We start from the raw sequence: 22,670 nt of genomic DNA on the forward strand, positions 1-22,670 counted from the left end.
GACCCCGCGGCGGCTGCGCCACTCACTGGCTTTGGGAGTTCGGTTTGGTCTTGAGCTTGCCCAGCAGTTTGTCCAGGGACTTCTGGTTCAGCGCCTTGGCGAGCGGGAAGTCCGAGGGCATCAGCGCGCCGGCCTGCGGATCGAGGCAGTGCTCGACCAGCGCTTGCAGGTGCTCCAACAGGCGAGCGGGCAAGCGGCTGTCGGCCTCCGGCGTGACGCTGTGCCATTCGACACGCAACACGCCGTCCTCCAGCCACGCCACCACTTCGCGAGCATGGGTCACCCGGTTGGCCGGCGACACGTCCGACGGTGGGGTCAGGCTGCTGGCGCGCAACCAGCCCTCGGGCGTCTGCTCATGTCCGAGGTAGTTGAACAGCACATCGCCATGACTGGCCGGAAGTTCACCCCGTTGACGCAGCAAGCCGTAGCCAAGGCCCTGGCCCGGCACGGCACGCAAGGCTTCCTTGGCGTTGCGCACCTGGTCGCCATGGGCGCCGCTGGCGCTGACGCGCAACGGGAACAGCGTGGTGAACCAGCCAACCGTGCGGCTGACGTCCAGGCCGTCGAAAGGCGCATCGCGGCCATGGCGCTCCAGATCCACGACGATGTCACTGCGATCTTCGGTTTCCGCCAGGGTCGCGGCGAGGGCGGCGATCAGCAGTTCTTCCGGTTGCGTGCGGTACGCTGCGTGGGACTCGGTTAGCCATTGGTGGGTGCGGGTGACCTCCCAACGGGCCGACAGGGTCCGGCGCTCGGCCACGGTGGCAACCGGCGGCCGGTTCACGCTGATCTGAGTGCTCCAGTAGCGCTGTTCGCCCGCTACCTTGGCGGCGTGGGCATGCAGGTGCTCGGCCCACTGGCGGTAGGAGGTGGTTTTCGCCGGCAAGGTGGTTTGTTCGCCGCGCTCCAGTCCTGAATACAGCTGTTGGAAATCCTCCAGCAGCGGCGTCCAGGACACCGCATCCACCACCAGGTGATGAGCCACCAGATACAGGCGCTGCGGTTCACCTTCCAGCAGGGCAGCGGCAAACAGGGGACCGTGTTGCAGGTCCAGGCTTTGTGCGACCTGTAGCAGTTGATCCGGGTGCTCGCAGCAAGTCATTTGCGCCGGCGCTACAGGAGCGATCCGTGCTTGCCACTGTCCGTCGACCTCGGCGAAGCGCAAGCGCAGGGCGTCGTGGTGCGCGACCAAGCGATCCAACACCGCCTGCACGATGGCTGGCTCAAGACGCCGGTCGCTGTCGGCCAGCACGGACTGGTTCCAGTGCGCGGCCTGGGGTTGCTGTTGGTCGAAGAACCACTGGTGCAAAGGCATCAGCGGCATCGTACCGGTCACTTCGCCCTGTTCGGCCTGGGTCAGCAGGGCCGTGGTCACCTGGGCCAGCGCCGCCGGGGTGGGCGAGCGGAACAGGTCCCGTGGCGTCAGCGAGTAGCCGTGTTCGCGCAGGCGTGAGATCAGCTTCAGACCGAGAATCGAATCCCCGCCCAAGGCGAAGAAACTGTCGGTGGTGCCGACCTCGCGGCCGCCGGTCAGACTTTCGCCAAGCAGCTCGCCGAACAACTGGCACAACAGGCTTTCCAGCGCGTTGCGCGGCGCGGCGTAGTCTTTCTGGGTTTGCGGCAAGGGCAGGGCCGCCAGGGCCTTGCGGTCGATCTTGCCGTTGCTGTTGAGCGGCAGCGTCGGGACGTGGACCCACACCGCCGGCACCATGTAGGCCGGCAACTCGGCGGCGAGCAGGGTGTCGAGGCCCGATTGCGCCGCGCTGCTGCTGTAGAACGCCACCAGCCGGTTATCGATGACCAGGGTGCAGGCCCCGGTGATGGCCGGCAGGTTCAGCACCGCGGCGTCGATCTCACCGAGTTCGATACGCTGGCCGCGCAGCTTCACTTGGTGATCCAGACGTCCGAGGTATTCGATGTTGCCATCGGCCAGGAAACGGCAGCGGTCGCCGGTACGGTACAGGCGATCACCGTCGATGAACGGGCTGGCGAGGAAGCGTTCCTCGGTCAGGTCCGGACGCTTGAGGTAACCGCGAGCGACGCCGACACCGCCGATGTACAGCTCACCGATGCTGCCGATGGGCAGCGGTTGCAGGCTTTCGTCGAGGATGTACAGGCGCAGGTTGGCGATGGGTTTGCCGATGGGCACGATCACATCGTCCACCGAGCAGCGCCAGACCGACACGTCGATGGCCGCTTCGGTCGGGCCGTACAGGTTGACCAGTGCTGCCGGGTGTTGGCCCATGAAGCGCCGCACCAGATCCACCGGCAGCGCCTCGCCGCTGGCAAACACCTGGCGCAGGCTGCGGCAGTCGACCAGACTCGGCTCCTCGACAAAGGCGCGGAGCATCGACGGCACGAAGTGCAACGTGGTGACCTGTTCCTGCTGGATCAGCTGGCTGAGGTACGCCGGATCGCGATGACCATCGGGACGCGCGACCACCAGGGTGGCGCCGGTGATCAGCGGCCAGAAGAACTCCCACACCGAGACGTCGAAGCTGTACGGGGTTTTTTGCAGTACGCGGTCGTTCGGACCAATCGGGAACGCGTCCTGCATCCAGTACAGGCGGTTCATCAAGGCGCCGTGTTCGTTCATCACGCCTTTCGGTTGGCCGGTGGAGCCGGAGGTGTAGAGCACGTAGGCCAGGTCGCTGGCCGCGACGCTGATCGGGTCGAACGCCGGTGCCGGGTGCAGGGTGTCGAGGGTCCAGGCCTGATGCGCGCTTGGCAGGCGCGACAGCCACTGGGCCTGGGTCAGGCTGACCTTGGCGTCGGCGTCTTCGATCAGGAAGGCCAGGCGCCCGGCGGGCAGTTCCGGATCCAGCGGCAGCCAGGCGGCGCCGGCATGGACGATGCCGAGCAGGGCGACGACCATGTCCACCGAGCGCTCCATGCACACCGGTACGATGTCATCGGTGCCGATGCCGGCTGCACGCAGGGCCCGGGCGACGGCTTGCGCCCGATTATCCAGCTCGGCGTAGCTCAGGCGTTGGCCTTCGAACACCAGTGCCGGGGCATTGGGGCTGAGGGCCGCTTGTTGGCTGAGGGCGGTGTGCAGGTCGGTAGGGCCGCTGTAGTGACGCTCGGTAGCGTTCCAGCGGTCCAGTTGCTGCTGATCCTGCTGCTGCGGGAACAGCTCGATCAGCGTTCGCCCAGGCGCCGCCACCAACGCATCCAGCAGCGCACACCACTGCGCGCTCCAGCGTTGCATCGTCGACTCGTCGAACAGCGCCGCTTGGTATTCCAGCGCCAGGGTCATGTCGCTGCCGTCGTCCTGGACTTCCCAGCTCTGTTCGAACTTGGCGTCGATCACCGGCAGCGTCTGCTCTTCGACCTCCAGTCCCGGCCATTGGCTGCTGTCCACGCGGCCATAGTTGAGGGAGAACAGCACCTGGAACAGCGGCGTGCGGTTCAGGTCGCGGTGTTGGGCGACGGCGCCGACCAGGGTGGCGAAGGGCAGGTCCGCGTGGGCCTGGGCCGCACGCAGATCGGCTTCGAGACTGGCGAGCAATTGCTCGGCCGGGGCCCGCTGGTCGACTTCGCTGCGGATCACCAGGGTGTTGACCAGGCAGGCCAGCAACGTCTGGGATTGCGGCTGATCGCGCTGGTCTGCCGGAGTGCCGAGACGAATCTCGCGCTGACCGCTGTAACGCGCCAGCAGTGCGCTCAGGGCCGAGGCTAGCACCACGTAAGTGGTGGTGCCGCGCTGACGGGCGAACTGGCGGATCGATTCGGCGCGCTGGGTGCCGAGGTTGACGATCAACTGACGGGCCCGACGATCGGCTTCGGCGCCCCGTGGATGGTCGATGGGCAGGTCGAGCTGGTAGTCGTCCTGGCCCAGGTGGTTTTTCCAGTAATCCAGGCTGTCATTGCGTCGGGCCTGGGTGTCCGGGTGCTGTTGCCACAGGGCGAAGTCGACATAGTCGATCGCCAGCGGCGTCCAGCCCGGCGATTGCCCATCGAGGCCGGCGGCGTAAGCCTGGGTCAGCTCATCGATGAGCAACTGCATGGCCCAGCCGTCGGTGGCGCTGTGGTGCAGGCACACCAGCAACAGGCTTTCGTCGCTGTCCAGGCGTTGCAGCAGGTGCGCCCGCCAAGGCGCGGCGGCGGCCAGGTCGAACGGCGCCATCAACTCGGCTTGGGCCGTGGCGCAGGTCGCGGTCCAATCCTGTGTGGCAACGGCCGTGACCGCGAGCGCTGGCCCGTGGTCGTCGATCAGCAGTTGCGGCTCGCCCTGGACTTCGACAATCCGGCTGCGCAACACCAGGTGGCGTTGGCTGACCAGTTCGAAGGCTTCGCGCAAGACGCGGACCTGCAGCTCGCCGCGCAACGTCAGGGCGAACGGCATGTGGTACTCGCGAGAGTCCGGCACCAGGCGGCTGAGCATCCAGAAGCGCTTCTGCGCCAGCCCCAAGGGCAGTGTCGCCGGACGCGGCTGCACGGTGATTGATTCGTCCGCTGTCGCCACGCCCAGGTAATCGGCGAGGGCCGCGACTGTCGGGCGTTCGAACACCACTGCCAACGGCAGGGAAACCCCCAGGCGTTCACGGACCCGGCTGACCAGTCGGGTCGCCAAGAGGGAATGGCCGCCGAGCTGGAAGAAGTGATCTTCGATGCCCACCGACGCGCATTCCAGCACTTCGCTGAACAACTCGCAGAGCGCGCTTTGCGTGGCAGTGCGCGGCGCGGTGTGCGGCCGGTCGCTGTGGTGTTCCGGCAGCGGGGTCGCGGTCAGGGCCTTGCGGTCGAGTTTGCCGTTGCTGTTCAGGGGCAGGCTGTCGAGCTGGACGAAGAAGCTGGGCAGCATGTGCGAGGGCAGGCTGTTGCTCAATGCGCTACGAATGACTGCCTCGTTTGCGTCACCGCACCAGAAGCTCACCAAGCGTTGGTCCAGCAGCAGGGTCGCGGCATCGCGAACGCCGCTTTGCGCCAGCAGCTCAGCGTCGATTTCGCCAAGTTCGATACGCTGGCCGCGCAGCTTCACCTGGTGATCCAGACGTCCGAGGTATTCGATGTTGCCATCGGCCAGGAAACGGCAGCGGTCACCGGTGCGGTACAGGCGATCCCCGTCGATGAACGGGCTGGCGAGGAAGCGTTCCTCGGTCAGGTCCGGGCGCTTGAGGTAACCGCGAGCGACGCCGACACCACCGATGTACAGCTCACCGATGCTGCCAATAGGCAGCGGTTGCATGTTCTCGTCGAGGATGTACAGGCGCAGGTTGGCGATGGGTTTGCCGATGGGCACGATCACATCGTCCACCGAGCAGCGCCATACCGATACGTCGATGGCCGCTTCGGTCGGACCGTACAGGTTGATCAGCGCCGTCGGGTGTTGGCCCATGAAACGCCGCACCAGATCCACTGGCAGCGCCTCGCCGCTGGCAAACACCTGGCGCAGGCTGCGGCAATCGACCAGGCTCGGCTCCTCGACAAAGGCGCGGAGCATCGACGGTACGAAGTGCAACGTCGTGACTTGTTCTTGCTGGATCAGTTGGCTGAGGTACGCCGGGTCGCGATGACCATCCGGACGGGCTACCACCAGGGTGGCGCCGGTGATCAGCGGCCAGAAGAACTCCCACACCGAGACGTCGAAGCTGTACGGGGTTTTCTGCAGCACGCGGTCGTTCGGACCAATCGGGAACGCGTCCTGCATCCAGTACAGGCGGTTCATCAAGGCGCCGTGTTCGTTCATCACGCCTTTCGGTTGGCCGGTGGAGCCGGAGGTGTAGAGCACGTAGGCCAGGTCGCTGGCCGCGACGCTGATCGGGTCGAACGCCGGAGCCTGGGGCAGGGTGTCGAGGGTCCAGGCCTGATGGCCGGTTGGCAGGCGCGACAACCACTGCGCCTGGGTCAGGCTGACCTTGGCGTCGGCATCTTCGATCAGGAAGGCCAGGCGCCCGGCGGGCAGTTCCGGATCCAGCGGCAGCCACGCGGCGCCGGCATGGACGATGCCGAGCAGGGCGACGACCATGTCCACCGAGCGTTCCATGCACACCGGCACGATGTCATCGGTGCTGATGCCGGCCGCACGCAGGGCCCGGGCAACGGCTTGTGCCCGGTGATCCAGCTCGGCGTAGCTCAGGTGCTGGCCTTCGAACACCAGCGCCGGGGCGTTGGGGCTGAGGGCGGCTTGTTGGCTGAGGGCGGTGTGCAGGTCGGTAGGGCCGCTGTAGTGACGCTCGGTGGCGTTCCACTCGACCAGTTGGCGCTGGCGCTCTGTCGCTGCCAACGGCGACCAGTCCGCGAGGCGGGTCTGTGGTGCATCGAGCATGGCTTCCAGCAGTTGCTGCCATTGCTCCAGCCAACGCCGGGCGGTGGTTTCGCTGAACAGCGCGGCGCGGTATTCCAGCAACACCGACAGCACCTCGCCGTCATACACTTCCCAGTTCAAATCGTACTTGGTGGCCTGGGCGCTCACGGCGCGTTCGCTGACCTGCAACGACGGCCAGTGCGGGCAGGAGGAATCCCCGTTCTGCATGGCGAACAGCACTTGGAACAACGGCGTCTGGCCGAGGCTGCGGGCCGGCTTGAGGTGCTCGACAACCTGGTCGAACGGTACGTCCTGATGCTGCTGGGCGTCCAGTACGCGGTGACGGACCTGACTCAGCAAGCCTTCGAAGTCCAGGCTCGGATCGAGATCGGCGCGCATGACCACGGTATTGACGAAGCAACCGATCAGCGGCTGCAGCTCGGAGAACGGACGTTGGGCCACCGGGCTGCCGACCCGCACGTCGCGCTGGTTGGCGTAGCGACCCAGCAGCAGTTGCGCGGCGCTGAGCATCAGCATGTACAGGGTGGCGCCGCGTTGCTGGGCGAACTGTCGCAGACGTCCGACCAGGGCCGGCGGCAGTTGCAATTGCACCGCACCGGCTGCCGGGGCGAGTTGGTTGGGGCGACCCTGTTCGGTGGGCAGGTCCAGCAGGTAGTCGCCGTCCTCCAGTTGCCCACGCCAGTATTCCAACTGGCTACTGAACGCGGTCTGTTGCCCCGGCTCGCGCTGCCAGAGGGCGTAGTCGGGATATTGCAGGACCAGTTCTGGCAGGCTGGCCGTCGCGCCCTGGCAATGGGCGCTGTAGCAGCGGCCCAGTTCATCCAGCAGGTTCTGGCTGGAGGCGTCGTCGGTGGCGCAATGGTGCACGGTGAGCAACAGCAAGGCTTGGGCATGACCGCTGCGTTGCAGCAGGGTGGCGCGGATCGGCACTTGGCTGGCGAGGTCGAAACGGCGTCCGGTTTCTGCGTGGATGGCGTCGTCGCTCAGTTGCTGCCAGTGCGCGTCGCTGGTGGCTTCCAGGGCTGTCGACTGCAAGGTGATGTCGACTTGCGGCTCGATGACCAGCGCCAACTCGCCATCGCTCTCGCGCACGATGCGGCTGCGCAGGATTTCGTGACGTTGCACCACACTGTTCAGGGCCGCTTGCAGGGCCCGGGTGTCGAGCTCACCGTCCAATTGCACGGCGCTGACCACGTTGTATTCGCCACCGCCGGCGCTCAGTTGTTCCAGGAACCACAGGCGTTGCTGTTCGAACGACAACGGCAAGCGCGCCGGACGTGGTGCCGGGACGAAGGTCGCAGCGGACGCTTGCAGCGGATCGCCCAGCAGTGCGGCCAGGGCCTCCAGGGTCGGGTGTTCGAACACCGCCCGCAATGGCGGCACCGTGGCGAACTGTTGGCGCAGACGGGCAAACAGGGCCGCCGCCAGCAGCGAATGACCGCCGAGGTAGAAGAAATGGCTGTCGCGACCGATCTGCGACGACGGCACCTTCAGCAACTCCGACCACAGCGCGGCGAGTTTTCGTTCGGCGCTGCTGCGTGGCGGATCGAGGGCGTCCGGCGCGGCTTGGATGTCCGGGGCCGGCAGGGCCTTGCGATTGAGTTTGCCGTTGTCGGTCAGCGGCAGTTCATCGAGCAGCACAAACGCCGAAGGCACCATGTAGTCGGGCAGGGCGGCGCCGATGGTCTTGCGCCAGGCGTTGACATCGGCCTGCTCGTCACAGGTCACGTAGGCCACCAGGCGCTTCTCGCCGGGCACGTCTTCCCGAGCCAGCACCACGGCCTGGCGGACGCCGGGTTGGGCGCCGATCAGGGTTTCGATTTCCCCCAGTTCGACGCGGAAGCCACGGATCTTCACCTGATGGTCCATGCGCCCGAGGTATTCGAGCTGGCCGTCGGGCAGCCAGCGCACCAGGTCGCCGGATTTGTACATCCGCGCGCCTTCCAGCGGCGAGAAGGGGTCCTCGATGAACACCTTCGCGGTCTGCTCGGCACGGTTGAGGTAGCCCAGGGTCACCCCGGCACCGCCGATGTGCAGTTCGCCCGGAACGCCCACCGGCAGTGGGTTGAGGAACCCGTCGAGAACGTAGGTGCGCACGTTGGCAATCGGCCGTCCGATGATGGGGCGCGCCGGGAAGTCATCGACCGCGCAACCGGTGGCATCCACCGTGCACTCGGTCGGGCCGTAGGTGTTGAAGAAGCGGCTGCCGGCAATCGACGGCAGGCGTTGCCACAACTGCGCGTCCACGGCGTCGCCACCGAACAGCACGAAACGTGGCAGGTACACCTCGCCACGGCGTACGCCGTCGCTTTCGAGCAGGGCCTTGAGTTGCGCCGGGGTGCACTCGAAGGTCTCCAGGCGGGTTTCTTCGAAGAACTGCGCCAGTGCTTGTGGGTCGTAGCGCACGTCTTCCGGGGTCAGGTACAGGCTGTGGCCATCGAGCAGCAGGATGAGTTCGGCCACCGAGCTGTCGAAGGCGAACGAGTAGTTGAAGCTGGTGCGCATCGGCTGGTCGGTGTAGCGGCGGTACAGGCCATGGATCCGCGCCCAGGCCAGGTTGACCACCGAGCCGTTGGTGACCAGGGTGCCCTTGGGCTTACCGGTCGAGCCGGAGGTGTACATGATGTAAGCCAGATCATCCGGTCCGGCGAGCGGCGGCAGGTTGTCGTCCGGCTGGTCGGCGAACAGCGCCGCGTCGCTGTCCAGGCGCAGGCGTGGCAGGTCGGCGCCCAACTGTTCCAACAGGCCCTGTTGGCCGAGGAACAGCGCCGGTTGCGCGTCTTCGAGCATGTAGGCGAGGCGATCCACCGGGTAGGTCGGGTCCAGCGGCACATAGGCGCCGCCGGCCTTGAGAATCCCCAGCAGGCCGACCAACAGTTCCAGCGAGCGCTCGACACACAGCGCCACCGGACGATTGGCGACCACGCCACGGCTGCGCAGATAGTGCGCCACCTGGTTGGCCCGGCGGTTCAACTCGCCGTAGCTCAGGCGACGGCCCTCGAAGCACAGCGCGTCACGTTCGGGGGTGCGCTCGGCCTGTTGTTCGAACAGTTGGGCAAAGGTCAGATGGGTGGGCACCGCCATCTCGGTACGGTTCCATTCCACCACCGTGCGCTGCCATTCCGCGTCCATCAACAGCGGCAGGGCTGCCACCGGGCGTTGCGGTTCGGCGAGCATCTGCTCGAGCAAGTGCTCCAGGCGGGCCAGGGTCTGGCGAGCGCTGTCGGCGACGAACAGGTCCAGGGCGAACATCAGCTCCAGTTGGATCGGTGCATTGGCGGGGCACAGCACGTGCAGATCCAGGTCGCATTCCGAATGCCGCAACGGAGTGTCCAGGGCTTCGAATTCCAGCCCCGGGAAGCGCAACCGCGATTCCATGGCCAGTTGCTGGGCCACCATCACTTGGTACAGCGGTGCGTGGCTGAGGCTGCGGGGCAGTTGCAGGCTATCCACCAGTTGCTCGAAGGGCAGGTCCTGGTGCAGCAGGCCGCTGCGCAGGCGCTCGGCCACCTGTCGCACCAGGGCGGTGAAATCCGCCTGCGGCGCAAAGTCGGCGCGGATCGCCAGGTTGTTCAGCAGAATGCCGAGCAGGCCTTCGGTGCCCGGTTGTTCGCGGTGGGTGACCGGGGTGCCGACCAGCACGGTGGCATCGCCGCTCAAGCGGTGCATCAGCACGGTGAAGCCGGCGAACAGCACCGTGAACGGCGTGGTGCCGAGGCGGCTGGCGAAGGCTTGCACCCGGCCGCTGAGGTCGGCACTGAGTTCGCGCTGGACGATCCCGGCGCGGTAGCTCTGCATCGACGGCCGTGGATGGTTGGTGGGCAGCGCCAGCAGCGGGCTGCCTTCGCTGTCGCGGCGGTCCAGGGTGCTGGTCCAGTAATCCAGCTGGCGCTTGAGTTCGGCGCCTTGCAGGTGTTCGCGCTGCCAGAGGGCGAAGTCGGCGTATTGCACCGGCAAGGCCGGCAGTTCAGCGGCGGCGCCATTGCAACGGGCTTCATACCCGAGGGCCAGTTCCCGCAGCGCGATGGTGGCTGACCAGGCGTCCGACACCAGGTGATGCAGGGCGATGCCCAGTACGTGCTCTCCCGGTGCCAGGCGCAGCAGGCGGGCACGCAGCAACGGCGGGGAGGTCAGGTCGAACGGTTGCTCGAAGGTGTCTTGCAGGGCATTGAACTGCGCGCCTTCGCGGGCGGTGGCGGTCAGGCCGGACAAGTCCTCGAAGGGCAAGGCGATGTCCAACGACTCGCTGATGCGTTGGCAAGGCACACCGTCGGTGCTGTGGATGCCGGTGCGCAGGATTTCATGGCGCGCCAGCAGGTCGTTCAGGCTGGCATGCAGCGCCTGGACATTGAGTTCACCCTTGAGGTGCAGGGCGAACGGGATGTTGAACAGCGTCGTGCCCGGGGTCAGTTGCTCGATGAACCACAGGCGTTGTTGCGAGAACGACAGCGGCAACAGGGCCGGGCGCGGCTGGGCTTTCGGTGACTTGAGGGCGGCGGCTTGTGGCGCGGCGGCGTCGGCCTGACGGGCGGCGATGCTCACGGCCAGCAAGGCCACGGTGGGCTGTTCGAACAGCGTGCGCAGCGGCAGGTCGAGTTTGAAATGGCTGCGCAGTCGCGCAACGATCTGGGTCGCCAACAACGAATGGCCGCCGAGGGTGAAGAAGTTGTCTTCCACACCCACGGTGTCGCGCCCCAGGACCTCGGCCCAGATCGCCGCCACGGCGGTTTCCAATGGGTTGCGCGGGGCGATACTTTGCTGGGCGTCGGCCTGCCAGTCCAGTTCCCGGGCGGCCAGGGCCTTGCGATCGACCTTGCCGTTGTTGTTCAGCGGCAGGCTGTCCAGGCAGACGAAGGCGGCCGGGACCATGTACGGCGGCAGTTGCGCCCGCAGGTACTCGCCCAGGCCGTCGCTGCCCAGAGTGTCGTCATGGGCCGACCAGTACGCCACCAGCCAGGCCTCACCGACGCTGTTTTCCCGCAGCAGGACGGCGGCTTCGCGCACGTTCGGGTGTTGCGCGAGGCGGTGTTCGATTTCGGTCAGTTCGATCCGGTGGCCACGCAGTTTCACCTGCTGGTCGCGGCGGCCGAGGTATTCGATCACCCCGTCTGCGCGCCAGCGTCCCAAGTCACCGGTGCGGTACACGCGGCCTTCAAGTTGCGGATGTTCGATGAACGCATCAGCAGTGCGCTGCGGATCATGCAGGTAGCCACGGCCGACCCCGACGCCACCGACACAGATTTCCCCAGCGACACCCACGGGCACCGGACGCAGGGCTTCGTCCAGCAGATACAGGCGGTTATTGGCGGTCGGCTGGCCGATGGGCATGTGGCTGATGTGAGCGGCCGGGGCTTCGAAGATCGGCTGGAAGGCCACGTCGTCGGCGCATTCCGCCGGTCCGTAGGCATTCATCAGGGCGATGTCGGGGAAGCGCGCGAACCAGTCCCGGGCCACGGTCGGTGGCAGGGCTTCACCGGTGGGCAGCACCCAGCGCAGGTCCGGCAGTTGCAGGTCGCACGGGCACAGGGCGAGCAGGGTGCGCATCAGGCTCGGGACGATTTCCAGCACGCTCAGGCGTTCGCTGGCGAGTACCTGCAGCAGGCGCTGCGGGTCGTGGGCGACTTCGTCCGGGAGGATGTGCACGGTGGCACCGAGCACCGGCGCGGCGAGGAACTGCCACACGGAAATGTCGAATGCCACCGAAGCGGTCTGCGGGATTCGGTCCTCGGCGCCGAGCCCCAGGGCCGGGACCTTGCCGAAGATGTTATTGAGCATGCCCCGTTGTTCGATCATCACGCCCTTCGGCGTACCGGTCGAACCCGAGGTGAAGAGAACGTAGGCGAGGCTGTCCGGACGGCCGAGAACAGGTAGTGGCGAGTCGTTGCCAGTCTTCCAGCAGGCTTCGGCGAACAGCGCCACCGGGGCCTGATCGAGACCGCTGAGCAACGGATCGAGCAGGACGCTGCAACCTTCGCTGGCGACCAACAACGGCGCGCGGGACAGGCTGAGGATCTCCCGCAGGCGTTCAGTTGGATGATTGACTTCCAGGGGCAGCATGGCCGCGCCGGTCTTGAACACGGCAATCATCATGGTCAACAGCGCCAGGCCACGGGGGGCGGCCAGGGCGACCAGTTGATCTTCGCCGGCGCCGGCCTCGCGCAAGGCGTGGGCCAGTCGTGTGGAGCGCTGGTCCAGCTCGGCGTAGGTCAGGGATTCGCCGTCACAGAGGGCGGCGACCTGCCCGCCGTGTTGGGCGACCTGACGGGCAAACAACTGCGCGTAGCTCTGATCCAGCGGGAAATCATGGGGATTGACCGCCCAATCGCCCAACAGTTGTTGGCGCTCCTCGACGGCCAGCAAATCAAAATGACTCAACGGCGCATCCGGCGCTGCCAGCATGCCCGCTACGAGGCTGGCGATATGGCCCAGCAGGCGCTCGACGGTGGCGGCTTCGAAGCGTTCGCGGTCATAGGACACGCGAATGCCCAGTTGTTCGCCGGGCAGGATCACCACGGTCAAGCCGTAGTGGGTGTGCACGCTGTGGTCCATGCCTTCGAGGCTGAACTGGAAACCGCCTTCGAGGATCTGTTCGTCGATGGGGGCGTTTTCGAACACCAGGATGCTGTCGAACAGGGTTTCGCCCCGGGGGAAATCGCTCCAGCCCTGGATATCCGTCAGGGGCGTGTGTTCAAAGTCGCGCATGTCGACGTTGAGCCCTTGCAGATCACCCAGCCAACTGCCGAGGGAGGCGTCCGGGTCCACCGACACCCGCAGCGGCAAGGTATTGATGAACAGTCCGATCATTTCCGCGACGCCGGTCAGGTCCGCCGGACGACCGGCCACGGTGACGCCGAAGACCACGTCCCGTTGGCCGCTATAGCGCGACAGCAACAATGACCAGACGCCCTGGAAAAAGGTGTTCGGGGTGATCCGACGGCTACGGCAGAACGCCGCCAGCGCCTGGGTTTGCTGTTCGCTCAGGTGAATCAACTGATCGTCCACCAGCACCGCGTCGGTGTAGCGATCATGGGCCACGCCGTTGTCCACGGTCAGCGGCGTCGGCGCATTGAGGCCTTGCAGTTGGCCGCGCCAGAATTGCTCGGCCTTGCCCGCGTCCTGGCGTTGCAGCCATTGGATGTAGTCGCGAAACGGCCGTGGGCTTTTCAGTTCCGGGGTCCGGTCGTTGCACAGCGCCTCGTAGACCTTGAGGAAGTCCACCGTCACCAGGGAAATGCACCAGGCATCCATCAGGATGTGATGGAAGCTGCGAATGAATTCGTAGGACTCATCGGCCAGGCGCACCAGCCGAAAGCGGATCAGCGGTGGCTTCGACAGGTTCAAGCCGACTTTCTGTTCGTCTTCCAGCAGGCTGCGGATGCGCGCTTCCTGCTCGTGGGCGGCGAGCCCGCGCAGGTCGAGGGTGTCCAGCGGAACCTTGACCTCGCGGTGGATCACCTGCACCGGTTGCTTCTGGCTTTTCCATTGGAAGCTGGCGCGCAGGGAAGGGTGTAGCGCCACCACCTGGCGCCATGATTCCAGGAAGGCCACTTCATCGATGGCCCCGCCGATGCGGTAGCGGTCCTGCATCAGATAGACACCGGAGTCTTCGTGGAGCAGGGAGTGGAAGAGCATCCCTTGCTGCAACGGCGACAGCGGGTAAACGTCTTCGATTGGATTGCCGGTGGTTTTTTCGGTGGTCATTGAAAGCGTCCTGCGTAAAAGGGGGCAACGGTGATGGCCTGGCGACGGGAGGAGCGACTCACAGGTCGGCCTCGTCCAGTTCGGCCATCAGCGCTTGCATTTCGTCGTCGGACAGGCCCGAGGCGCTGAACTCGGCACTGTCTGCCAGCGGGGCGGCGGATTCGGCCAGTGGTTGCGCGACCTCGGCCATGGCGGCGATGGTCTGGCGTTCGAAGACTTGTTTGGCCGAGAGCGCGATTCCTTGCTCATGGGCCTGGGCCACCACTTGCAGGCTCAGGATCGAGTCACCGCCGATGGCGAAGAAGTTGTCGGTGACGCTCACGTTCGCCAGCTTCAGGACTTTGGCGACGATGGCTTGCAAAGTGGTTTCCATGGCGTTGCGCGGCGCGACGTGGGTGCTTTCGTCGAACTGATCCGGGTCGGGCAACTGACGGGTGTCGAGTTTGCCGTTGGGGGTGCGTGGGAACGTCGCCAGGGTCAGCACCTGGGCCGGAACCATGTACGACGGCAGACGCTCACCGAGGAAACGCTTGATCGCTTCCGAGTCCGGTGCATAGCCATGTGCGGCCAGGACGTAGGCGAGCAGGCGTTTGCCGGCAGCATGCTCCTGCACGATCACCGCGGCTTCGCGCACGTCGCTGTGGCTGCACAGTTGCCGTTCGATTTCCCCGAGTTCGATGCGATAGCCGCGCACTTTGACCTGGTGGTCCTTGCGTCCGAGGAACGCCAGGCGCCCGTCGGCCAGCCAGCAGGCCAGGTCACCGGTACGGTAGGCGCGAGTGCCGTCGGCCAGGGTGACGAAGGCTTTGGCGGTTTCTTCCGGTTTGTTGCGGTAGCCCCGCGCCAGGGTCGGGCCGGCGAGGACGATCTCACCCGGTTCACCGATGCCGCAGGCCTGGTCGAACTCGTTCAGCAGGCGCAGGTCCATGCCGGCAATCGGACGGCCGATGCTGACGCTGCGGCTCGGCTCCAGTACCTCATGACTGGCCCAGACCGTGGCTTCGGTAGGGCCGTATTCGTTCACCAGGCGGGCGTGAGGCAGGGTCTTGCTGTGTTGGGCGACCAGGGCCGGCGGGCAAGCTTCACCGGCGACGATCCAGCACTCGAGGCTGTCGGCGCTGGCGCTGCGTTGCAATTGGTCGAGCAGGGCCTGATACAGCGATGGCAGCGACAGGCCGTGACTGACCTTGTGCTGGGCAACCAGCTGCGCCAGGCGTGCCATCTCCAGTTCTTCCCCAGGCGCCGGCAGCACCAGTCGGCCACCTTGAGCCAAGGTCCAGAAGATCCCGGCGACCGAGCTGTCGAAGGCAAACGACGACAACAGCAGGTAAGCGCGCACGGGCGTTTCATAGGCAGCCATGCGCACCTGGGTCGAGAAACTCAGGGCGCCGTGGCTGATTTCCACGGCTTTCGGTGCACCGGTGGAGCCCGAGGTGTAGATCAGGTAGGCGAGGGCGTTCGCGTCAGGCAGGGGCAGCGGCGGCAGGTCGCTCGTGTCGTGCCCGCTCAAGTCATCCAGCACGAAACGTTGCAGGGTCGCCGGCAGGCTGTCGGCCAATTCGGCACTGACCACGATGTGGGCGATGCCGCTGTCGGCCAGCATGTAGGCACGTCGATCGGCCGGATAGGTCGGGTCGATCGGCACATAGGCGCCACCGGCTTTCAACACCGCGAGCATGGCGACGATGGCGGCGTTGCTGCGGGGGAACAGAATGCCGACGGGCACGTCGCGGCCGATGCCGGCGGCCACCAGTTGATGGGCCAGACGGGTGGCGCAGGCGTCGAGGCGGGCATAGCTCAGGTCGCCGTCGGTGTCGCTGAGGGCGATGGCGTCCGGTTGCTGACGAACCTGACGGGCAATCAGGTCCACCAGGGTCAGCGGCTCGATGGATGGCGAGCTTGGCGTGTTAGCGATAATCGCTGATTGCAACGGTCCGCCGAGGGGCAGGTGGGACCAGGCCTGTTGCGGTTCGGCCAGGGCGCCTTGCAGCAATTGCAGCCATTGTTCGCCAAGGCTGCGTGCGGCTTCGGTGCTCAGGGTGTGGCGATCGTAAATCACGCTGGCCTGCAGGCTGTCCGGCAATTGGCGGATATTCAGGCAGGCTTTCACCGGGCCCATCAGCGCGTCGGCGTAGCGTTCCCGGGCATCACCGGAACGCCAGGCGAAGGCGTAGCCCGTGGTGAGGTCCCGGGTGTAATAGTCTTGCCAGCCGGTGCTGCGTTCCACCGAGGCAGCCAGTTGTTGGCTCTGCTGGAGCAGGGTGGTCTGGGCATCCAGGTCGATGTTCAGGGGCAGGCACTGTTCGAACACGCCCAGGATGTTGTCCAGTTCGGCGCCACGGCTTTCGTGGATCAGGGTCAGCGGGACCTGTTGCTGACCGGCCAACCGGCCGAGTACCGCCGCCCAGGCGGCCAGCATCAACGCTGAGGTCAGAGCCGGGTGACGGGCAAGGTCGGCGGGGAGTGCCAGTGCCTGCCGGGCAGGGGCGAAGCCGGCACCGCAGGGCGCTTCAAGGGACAGCTGCAAGGTGGGCTGCTCGACCTCGCCCAAGGCTTTCCAGAAGCTCACGCCTGGATGGTCGGGTTCGTCTTCCACCAGGTTCCAGCGCCATTCGGCGTAGTCGGCGTATTGCAGGGCCTCGGACAGATCCGCTGGGGTATCTTGCAGCAAGGCGTCGGCCAGCAGCCTGAGGCTGGCGAGGTCGAAATGGCTGCCCGCGCCAGCCAGGTCCAGCACCGATGCGTCATCCGCCAGGCGCACCAGGGTCACGGCCAGCGGCGCGGTCCAGTCCCGGGAGTGTGAAACGAGGCGCGCCAGTTCGGCATCCTGGTCGGCGCTGTTGTGTTGGCGCAGATCCAGCTGGGCCACCGTCAGCGTGCCGGTCTCGTCGATCACCTGCACCGGATGGCGCAGGCCCGGTACCGGCATCAGGCGAGTCCGCAGGATTTCACTGGCAGCCAGTAACGCTTGCAAGCGGCTGTTCAGCGCGTCGACGTCGGTCGGGCCGGACAGCGACCATTGCAAGTGACAACCGAACGGGTGCTCGACAGCGCCCTTGATGTGGGGATACAGCGCTGCCTGTTGCGGCGAAATACGAAAACCTTGAAGTCCGCTCATGTTCAACTCGACTGGAAAATGGGGTTTGATCTGGGGGCAGCGCCGGCGCCGGGGCTTACGGACTGACCGTCACGCAAGCCGCTGGCGAACGACGGGTGCCGCCGTTGAAAGTCAAAGGGTCACGTCGCTCGACAGCAGGGCCTCGGCCATGCCGGTCATGATTGCGCGCTTGCCGGTAAAGGGTTCGCGACCGTGGACCGCGAGCATGTTGTCGATGAACAACACATCGCCCTGTTGCCAACTGAAACGCACCAGCGAGTCGAGGTAGGCCGCTCGCAGCGCCTCCAGGACCTGCGGTTCGATGGGTTCGCCGTCGCCATAAAAGGTGTTGGTGGGCAGGTCGAGGTCGGTGAAGTTGCTCTGCAGCGAATCGCGGATGTGCGGCGGCAGGGTGCTGATGTGGAAGAAGGTGGCGTGGTTGAACCAGACCTCTTCACCCGTGCGCGGATGGCGCACCACAGCGGGTCCACGTTGGCGGGTGCGCAGGCGATTGTTGTCTTTCCATTCCACTTCGATGCCGACGCTGGCGCAGTAGCTTTCGACGTCGCTACGGTCTTCGGACTGGAACACGCTCTGCCACGGCAGGCCGAAACCGTCGCCATAGTTGCGCACGTACATCACGCCTTTTTTCCGGAAGCGTGCTTCGATCTCCGGGCTGATGGCGGCCTTGACCGTACGGGTCGAGCCAATCGGGGTTTCGCCACCGGTCTCGGAGGGAAGCTGGCAATAGAAGAACAGTCGCAGCGGGAAACGCGGCGAATAGGAGTGTTCGTTATGGGGGAAGATCATCTGGTCGGCCGGGTAGTCGGTCGAGGTGTAGATGTTGCCGCCGACCCGGGTCCTGGGCGAAGCACGGAACATGTATTCCAGGGCGCCGGGGGAGAGGGTGGCGATCACCTGGTCGAACTGTTCGACGGACGCCACGTTGAACCCGCGAAACAGCAGGGCACCGTATTGCAGCAGTTTTTTCTCCAGGGACTCGCGTTTGCCAGCGGCCCAGGCCACCAGATCGACGCCACTCACCGCTGGCTCGATCACCAGTGGCAGGGCATGGTCCGGGCTGAGCAGGCGTTCGGTGACCAGTTGCTGTTCCGAGACGTTCATGACTTTGCGGCGCACGGCGCCAAGAGCGCGGGGCGATGGGGGCAGGGTAGACATAACGGCATCCGACTCGGTTAAAGGAACATTGAGCGACGTTTGGCTTGCAGCATCTGGCTGCGACCGGCCAGCGTCCGGGCCTGTTGCCGCTCGCGCTGGAAGGCCAGGTCCCAGGTATCGATGCGCTCGGCCAGGGCCGGCAGCGGCTCGTCCAGCAACTGATGCGTTTCTTCCAGCAGGCGCGTCCACAGGTGTTGCAGGCGCAAGGCGCGGTCCTGGTCGAAATATTCGCCGCGATACTTGAGCGTCGCGTCGAGCCCTTCGGTGCCGTGCACCAGGTCGAGCACCAGGTGAAAATCTCCCGGTGCCTGTGCCACCTCCAGGGTCTGCAGGTGCGCGCCGGCGATGGCGGTCGGCGTGACTCGTGACGGCTGATAGTTGAGCTTCACCTGGAACAATGGCGAGTGACCGGGCAGGCGCTGCGGCGCCAGGGCCGACACCACCAGGTCGAAAGGCAGGCCCTGGTGTGCATAGGCCAGGCGCGCCTCATCGCGAACACGCTCCAGGAAACCGGCCAGGGTCGGTTCACCCTGCAGGTTGCAGCGCAACGTCAGCTGGTTGACGAAGAAACCGATGACGTCATTGTGCTCCGCCAGTGGACGGCCGCTGACGTCAGTGCCCAACAGGAATCGTTGTTGGCCGCCCAGTTGCTTGAGCACCAGTTGATAGCTGGCCAGCAACAGCATGAACAAGGTCATGCCGCGTTCGCGGGCCAGCGTCGAAAGTGGCTCGCAGAGGGCCTGGGGCACCTTGAAGTCCAGGCTGTGTTCGCCCGGGGTCTGGCCACTGCCGCCCAGTTCGAGGGTCTGTGGCAGACCGGCCAAATGCTCACGCCAGAAGTCCTGCTCGGTGACGATCCGCTGTTCGCTCCAGTGCGCCGCTTCCCACTGGGCGAAATCGAGGTACTGCACCGGCCACCCGGCGTCCGCCGAGCCAGCCAGTTCCGCCAGCAGCACTTGCGCCGAGCGACCGTCAAAGGCGATGTGGTGTACGGTCAGCAGCAGGTGGTGCTGGTCTGCTTGGCTCAGTAACTGCGCCCGCAGCAGGGGACCGTTGACCAGATCCACCGGCGTGGCGTGTTCGCTCGCCAGGTAGTCGTGTAGCGCTTGCTGTTCGGTCTGTCCGTGCCAGTTCAACGGCACAGGCGTGGCGGGCAGAACCTGTTGCTGCGGGCCGTCGACACCGTCGCGATAGACCGTGCGCAGCACGCTGTGACGGTTGACGAGGCTGTTCAAGCGCTCGGCCAACCCCTCGACGTCCAATGGACCTTGCAGGCGCAGGTGCAGCACCAGATTGTGGCGGGTGTCGTCCGGGTTCATCTGGCGCAGGAACCACAGCCGGCGTTGGGCGAAGGACTGGCGAGTTTCGCTGCCATCCGTACGTTCGGCCGACGGAGTGAGCGCCGCTGATGGTGCACTGAGGAACGCCAGCAGATCTTGCGCCCAGTGCGCCAGCGTCTGTTCGCCGAACAGGCTCTGAGTATCGAGGTTCCAGCCCAGGTCTCTGTGCAGGCGAGCGGCGAAATCGGCGACGCCGATGGAGTCCAGGCCTTGGCCGATCAGACTCCGTTCGAAGTCTGGAAGCAGATACGGATTCACCCCGTGCAAGGTCTGCTGGAGCCATTGCCGGCAAGCGGCCTGGGCGTCTTGCGCCGAAGCCTGCACAAGACCTCTGAGTTGGCCGAGTTCCAGGGTTTCGCCGCTGGAAGCGAGCTGCCCGCCGCTCTGGGCGATGATGCTCAGCGTACCCGCCGCCAGTTGCTTGCGCGCACCTTGGCGGGCGATTTTGCCACTGGTGGTCATCGGGATGGTGCCGGCTTCCACCAGCACAATCTGGTCGATGCCGCAGTCGGCGGCTTCGCGCACGGCGTTCTGCATCGAGGCGAACAGCGCCGGGTGCCGCGCCGGGTCGACGAACTTGCGCTGCGGCTCGGCGACGATCACCAGTTTCTCCCGGCCCAGGGTCGGGTCCATTTCCGAGAACGCGGCGATGCGCCCGGTGCGGATGCCCGGTTCGGCATCGGTGATGGCGAACTCGATGTCGTGGGGGTACAGGTTGCGTCCGTTGAGAATCAGCAAGTCCTTGAGCCGCCCGCAGATCACCACCTGGCCCTCGTGCATGAAACCCAGGTCGCCGGAGCGCAGGTAATGGTCGGTCGAGCCGACAATGCGCGCTTCAAAGGCTTCGCGGGTGGCCTCGGGGTTTTTCCAATAGGACTCGGCGTTGCTCGGCCCCTTCAGCCACACTTCACCGATGCGATCGGCAGCGCAGCGCTCATGGGTTTGCGGGTCGACGATGGCAATGCTGTGCAAAGCCTGGGGGAAGCCACAGGCGACGAATTCGACGGCGGCGGCACCGGCGGCCGCCAGGGCCACGCGACCAGTTTCCAACACCGCTTTGTCCAGGCGCAGCGTCACCGGCAAGGCGTCTTCCGGCGTAGCGCTGACACACAGAGTCGCTTCGGCCTGGCCGTAACCGGGGCTGATCGCCAACGGGTTGAGGCCACAGGCGGCAAAGCGCTGGGCGAAGGTTTCCAGGGTGCCGGGGTGGATCGGCTCGGCGCCGTTGATGGCGTGTTTCCAGGCGCTCAGGTCCAGTTGGGCGATCAGGTTGTCGCTGACCACCCGATTGCACAGGGCATAGGCGAAATTCGGCGCGAAACTGACGGTGCCGCGGTAGCGACTCAATGCCTGCAACCAGGTCGACGGTGCGTTGACGAAGGTTTGCGAAGCCATCAAGTAGCAGGGCATACCGCTGTAGATCGGCGCCAGCAGGCCACCGATCAGGCCCATGTCGTGGTATAGCGGCAGCCAGTTGACCATGGCGCCGTGCTCATCGAAACCATAGGCCTGGCGCATCAGCTCGACGTTGGCGATCAGGTTGCGCTGACGCACCTCGACGCCCTTGGGCGAGCCGGTGGAGCCGGAGGTGTATTGCAGGAAGGCCACGGTCGAACCGTCGATGGCCGGGCGTTGCCATTGGCTGGGCGGTGGTGTGCCCAGGTGCTGGACGGTGAGCACGTCGACACGGCTCTCCACCAGTTCCAACAAGCCTTCGCAGTGATCTGCCGGGGCGAGAATCAGTGCCGGCTCAGCGTCCACCACCACGTTGCGCACGCGTTCGAGGTGCCGCGGTTTGCGCGACGGCGGCGGAAACAACGGCACGGCGATCATGCCGGCATACAGGCAGGCACAGAACGCCCGGGCATAGTCGAGGCTGCTGGGCAGCATCAACAGCACGCGATCGCCCGGCGCATAGCGCGACTGCAACGCGGCCGCCAGGGACTGGGACTGCTCGTGTAACTGGGAGAAGGTCAGGGTTTCGCCGATCGTGACGCCGTCCGGCAAAAAGTGCAGGGCAGCACGTTCTGGAAAGCGCCGGGAATTGGTTTCCAGCACTTCGATCCACTGTTCGAATGAAGACATTGTGCAATTCACGCCATGGCCACGATGACCTTGCGGTCACCGGTGTAAGGATTGCGACCGTGTGCGACCAGTCGGTTATCGAGCATCAGCACGTCGCCGGGCTGCCAGGGGAAGCTGACGGCGGTCTGGCGGTAGACCTCGCGCACGCGGTCGAGCATCTCGTCGGGGATGGCCGAGCCGTCGCCGAAATACACATGGCGCGGCAGGTTCTCTTCACCCACGGCGGCCAGGAGGCTGGCGCGTACGCTCGGTTCGATGGCCGACACATGGAACAAGTGAGCCTGGTTGAACCAGACCCACTCGCCGGTCTCGGGATGCTGCTGCACCGCCGCGCAACGCTGACGGGTGCGCAGGTCACCGTCGGCTTTCCATTCCCACTCGATGTCGTTGTCCTGGCAGTAGCGTTCGACCTGGGCCCGGTCCTCGGTGTTGAAGACTTTCTGCCAGGGCAGGTCCAGGGCGCCGCTGTAGTTGCGCACGTAAAGCAGCTCGCGGCTGGCGAACAGCTCGCGGATCTCGGTGGGCATGCGCTGGTAGATCAGGCGACTGTCGGCAATCGGCGTCTCGCCGCCGGTTTCACTGGCCTTGATGCAGTGGAACCAGATGCGCGAAGGCCAGGGTCGGGTATAGGCCTGCTCGTTGTGCAGGGGGATGAACTGATGGGCCGGGTATTCCGTGGAGCTGTACACCCCGGCGAAGACTTTACTGCGCGGCGTGGAGCCGAATTCGTAGCTGGCCAGGGGGGCACCGAAGCTGGCGGCGAAGCGCTTAAAGTCGATCGGGGTCGCCACGTTGAAGCCGCGAAGCAAGACCCCGCCCACGGTGTTCAGCACATGGGGCAGGATGTCGCGCAGCGAGGCGTCCAAATCGTGAATCGACTGCCCAGGCGTCGCCTGCACCAACACGGGCAACGAGTGTTCACCGCCGTCCGTGGAAGTCATTGAAAAAGGCTCGGAACGCCTGTCCAGGTGTTCGATTGAGGTCATCCTTGCACATC

Annotated in this window: 5 protein-coding genes; all 5 read right to left on the bottom strand. The window is 65.6% G+C overall.

What is annotated here, in order from left to right; genetic code table 11:
• Nucleotides 1–22 precede the first annotated feature (22 nt).
• Nucleotides 23–13,972 (bottom strand): non-ribosomal peptide synthase/polyketide synthase, encoded by a 13,950-nt coding sequence (locus ACODTO_RS02495; RefSeq protein WP_489105913.1) that lies wholly within the window; start codon nt 13,970–13,972, stop codon nt 23–25.
• A gap of 58 nt (nt 13,973–14,030) precedes the next feature.
• Nucleotides 14,031–17,090, bottom strand: a complete 3,060-nt coding sequence (locus ACODTO_RS02500) for a non-ribosomal peptide synthetase (RefSeq protein ID WP_489105914.1) — start codon at nt 17,088–17,090, stop codon at nt 14,031–14,033.
• Between the two features lie 111 nt (nt 17,091–17,201).
• The gene (locus ACODTO_RS02505; protein ID WP_489105915.1) at nt 17,202–18,248 is read right to left on the bottom strand and encodes a TauD/TfdA family dioxygenase; all 1,047 of its coding nucleotides are present in this window, start codon (nt 18,246–18,248) and stop codon (nt 17,202–17,204) included.
• Nucleotides 18,249–18,265: 17 nt separating this feature from the next.
• Complete coding sequence (locus tag ACODTO_RS02510) at nt 18,266–21,673, bottom strand: condensation domain-containing protein (RefSeq protein ID WP_489105916.1); 3,408 nt, start codon at nt 21,671–21,673, stop codon at nt 18,266–18,268.
• Nucleotides 21,674–21,681: 8 nt separating this feature from the next.
• On the bottom strand, nt 21,682–22,659 hold the full coding sequence (locus ACODTO_RS02515; RefSeq protein ID WP_139642338.1) for a TauD/TfdA family dioxygenase: 978 nt from the start codon (nt 22,657–22,659) through the stop codon (nt 21,682–21,684).
• Nucleotides 22,660–22,670 lie beyond the last annotated feature (11 nt).

Source organism: Pseudomonas sp. FG13 (genome assembly GCF_057809755.1).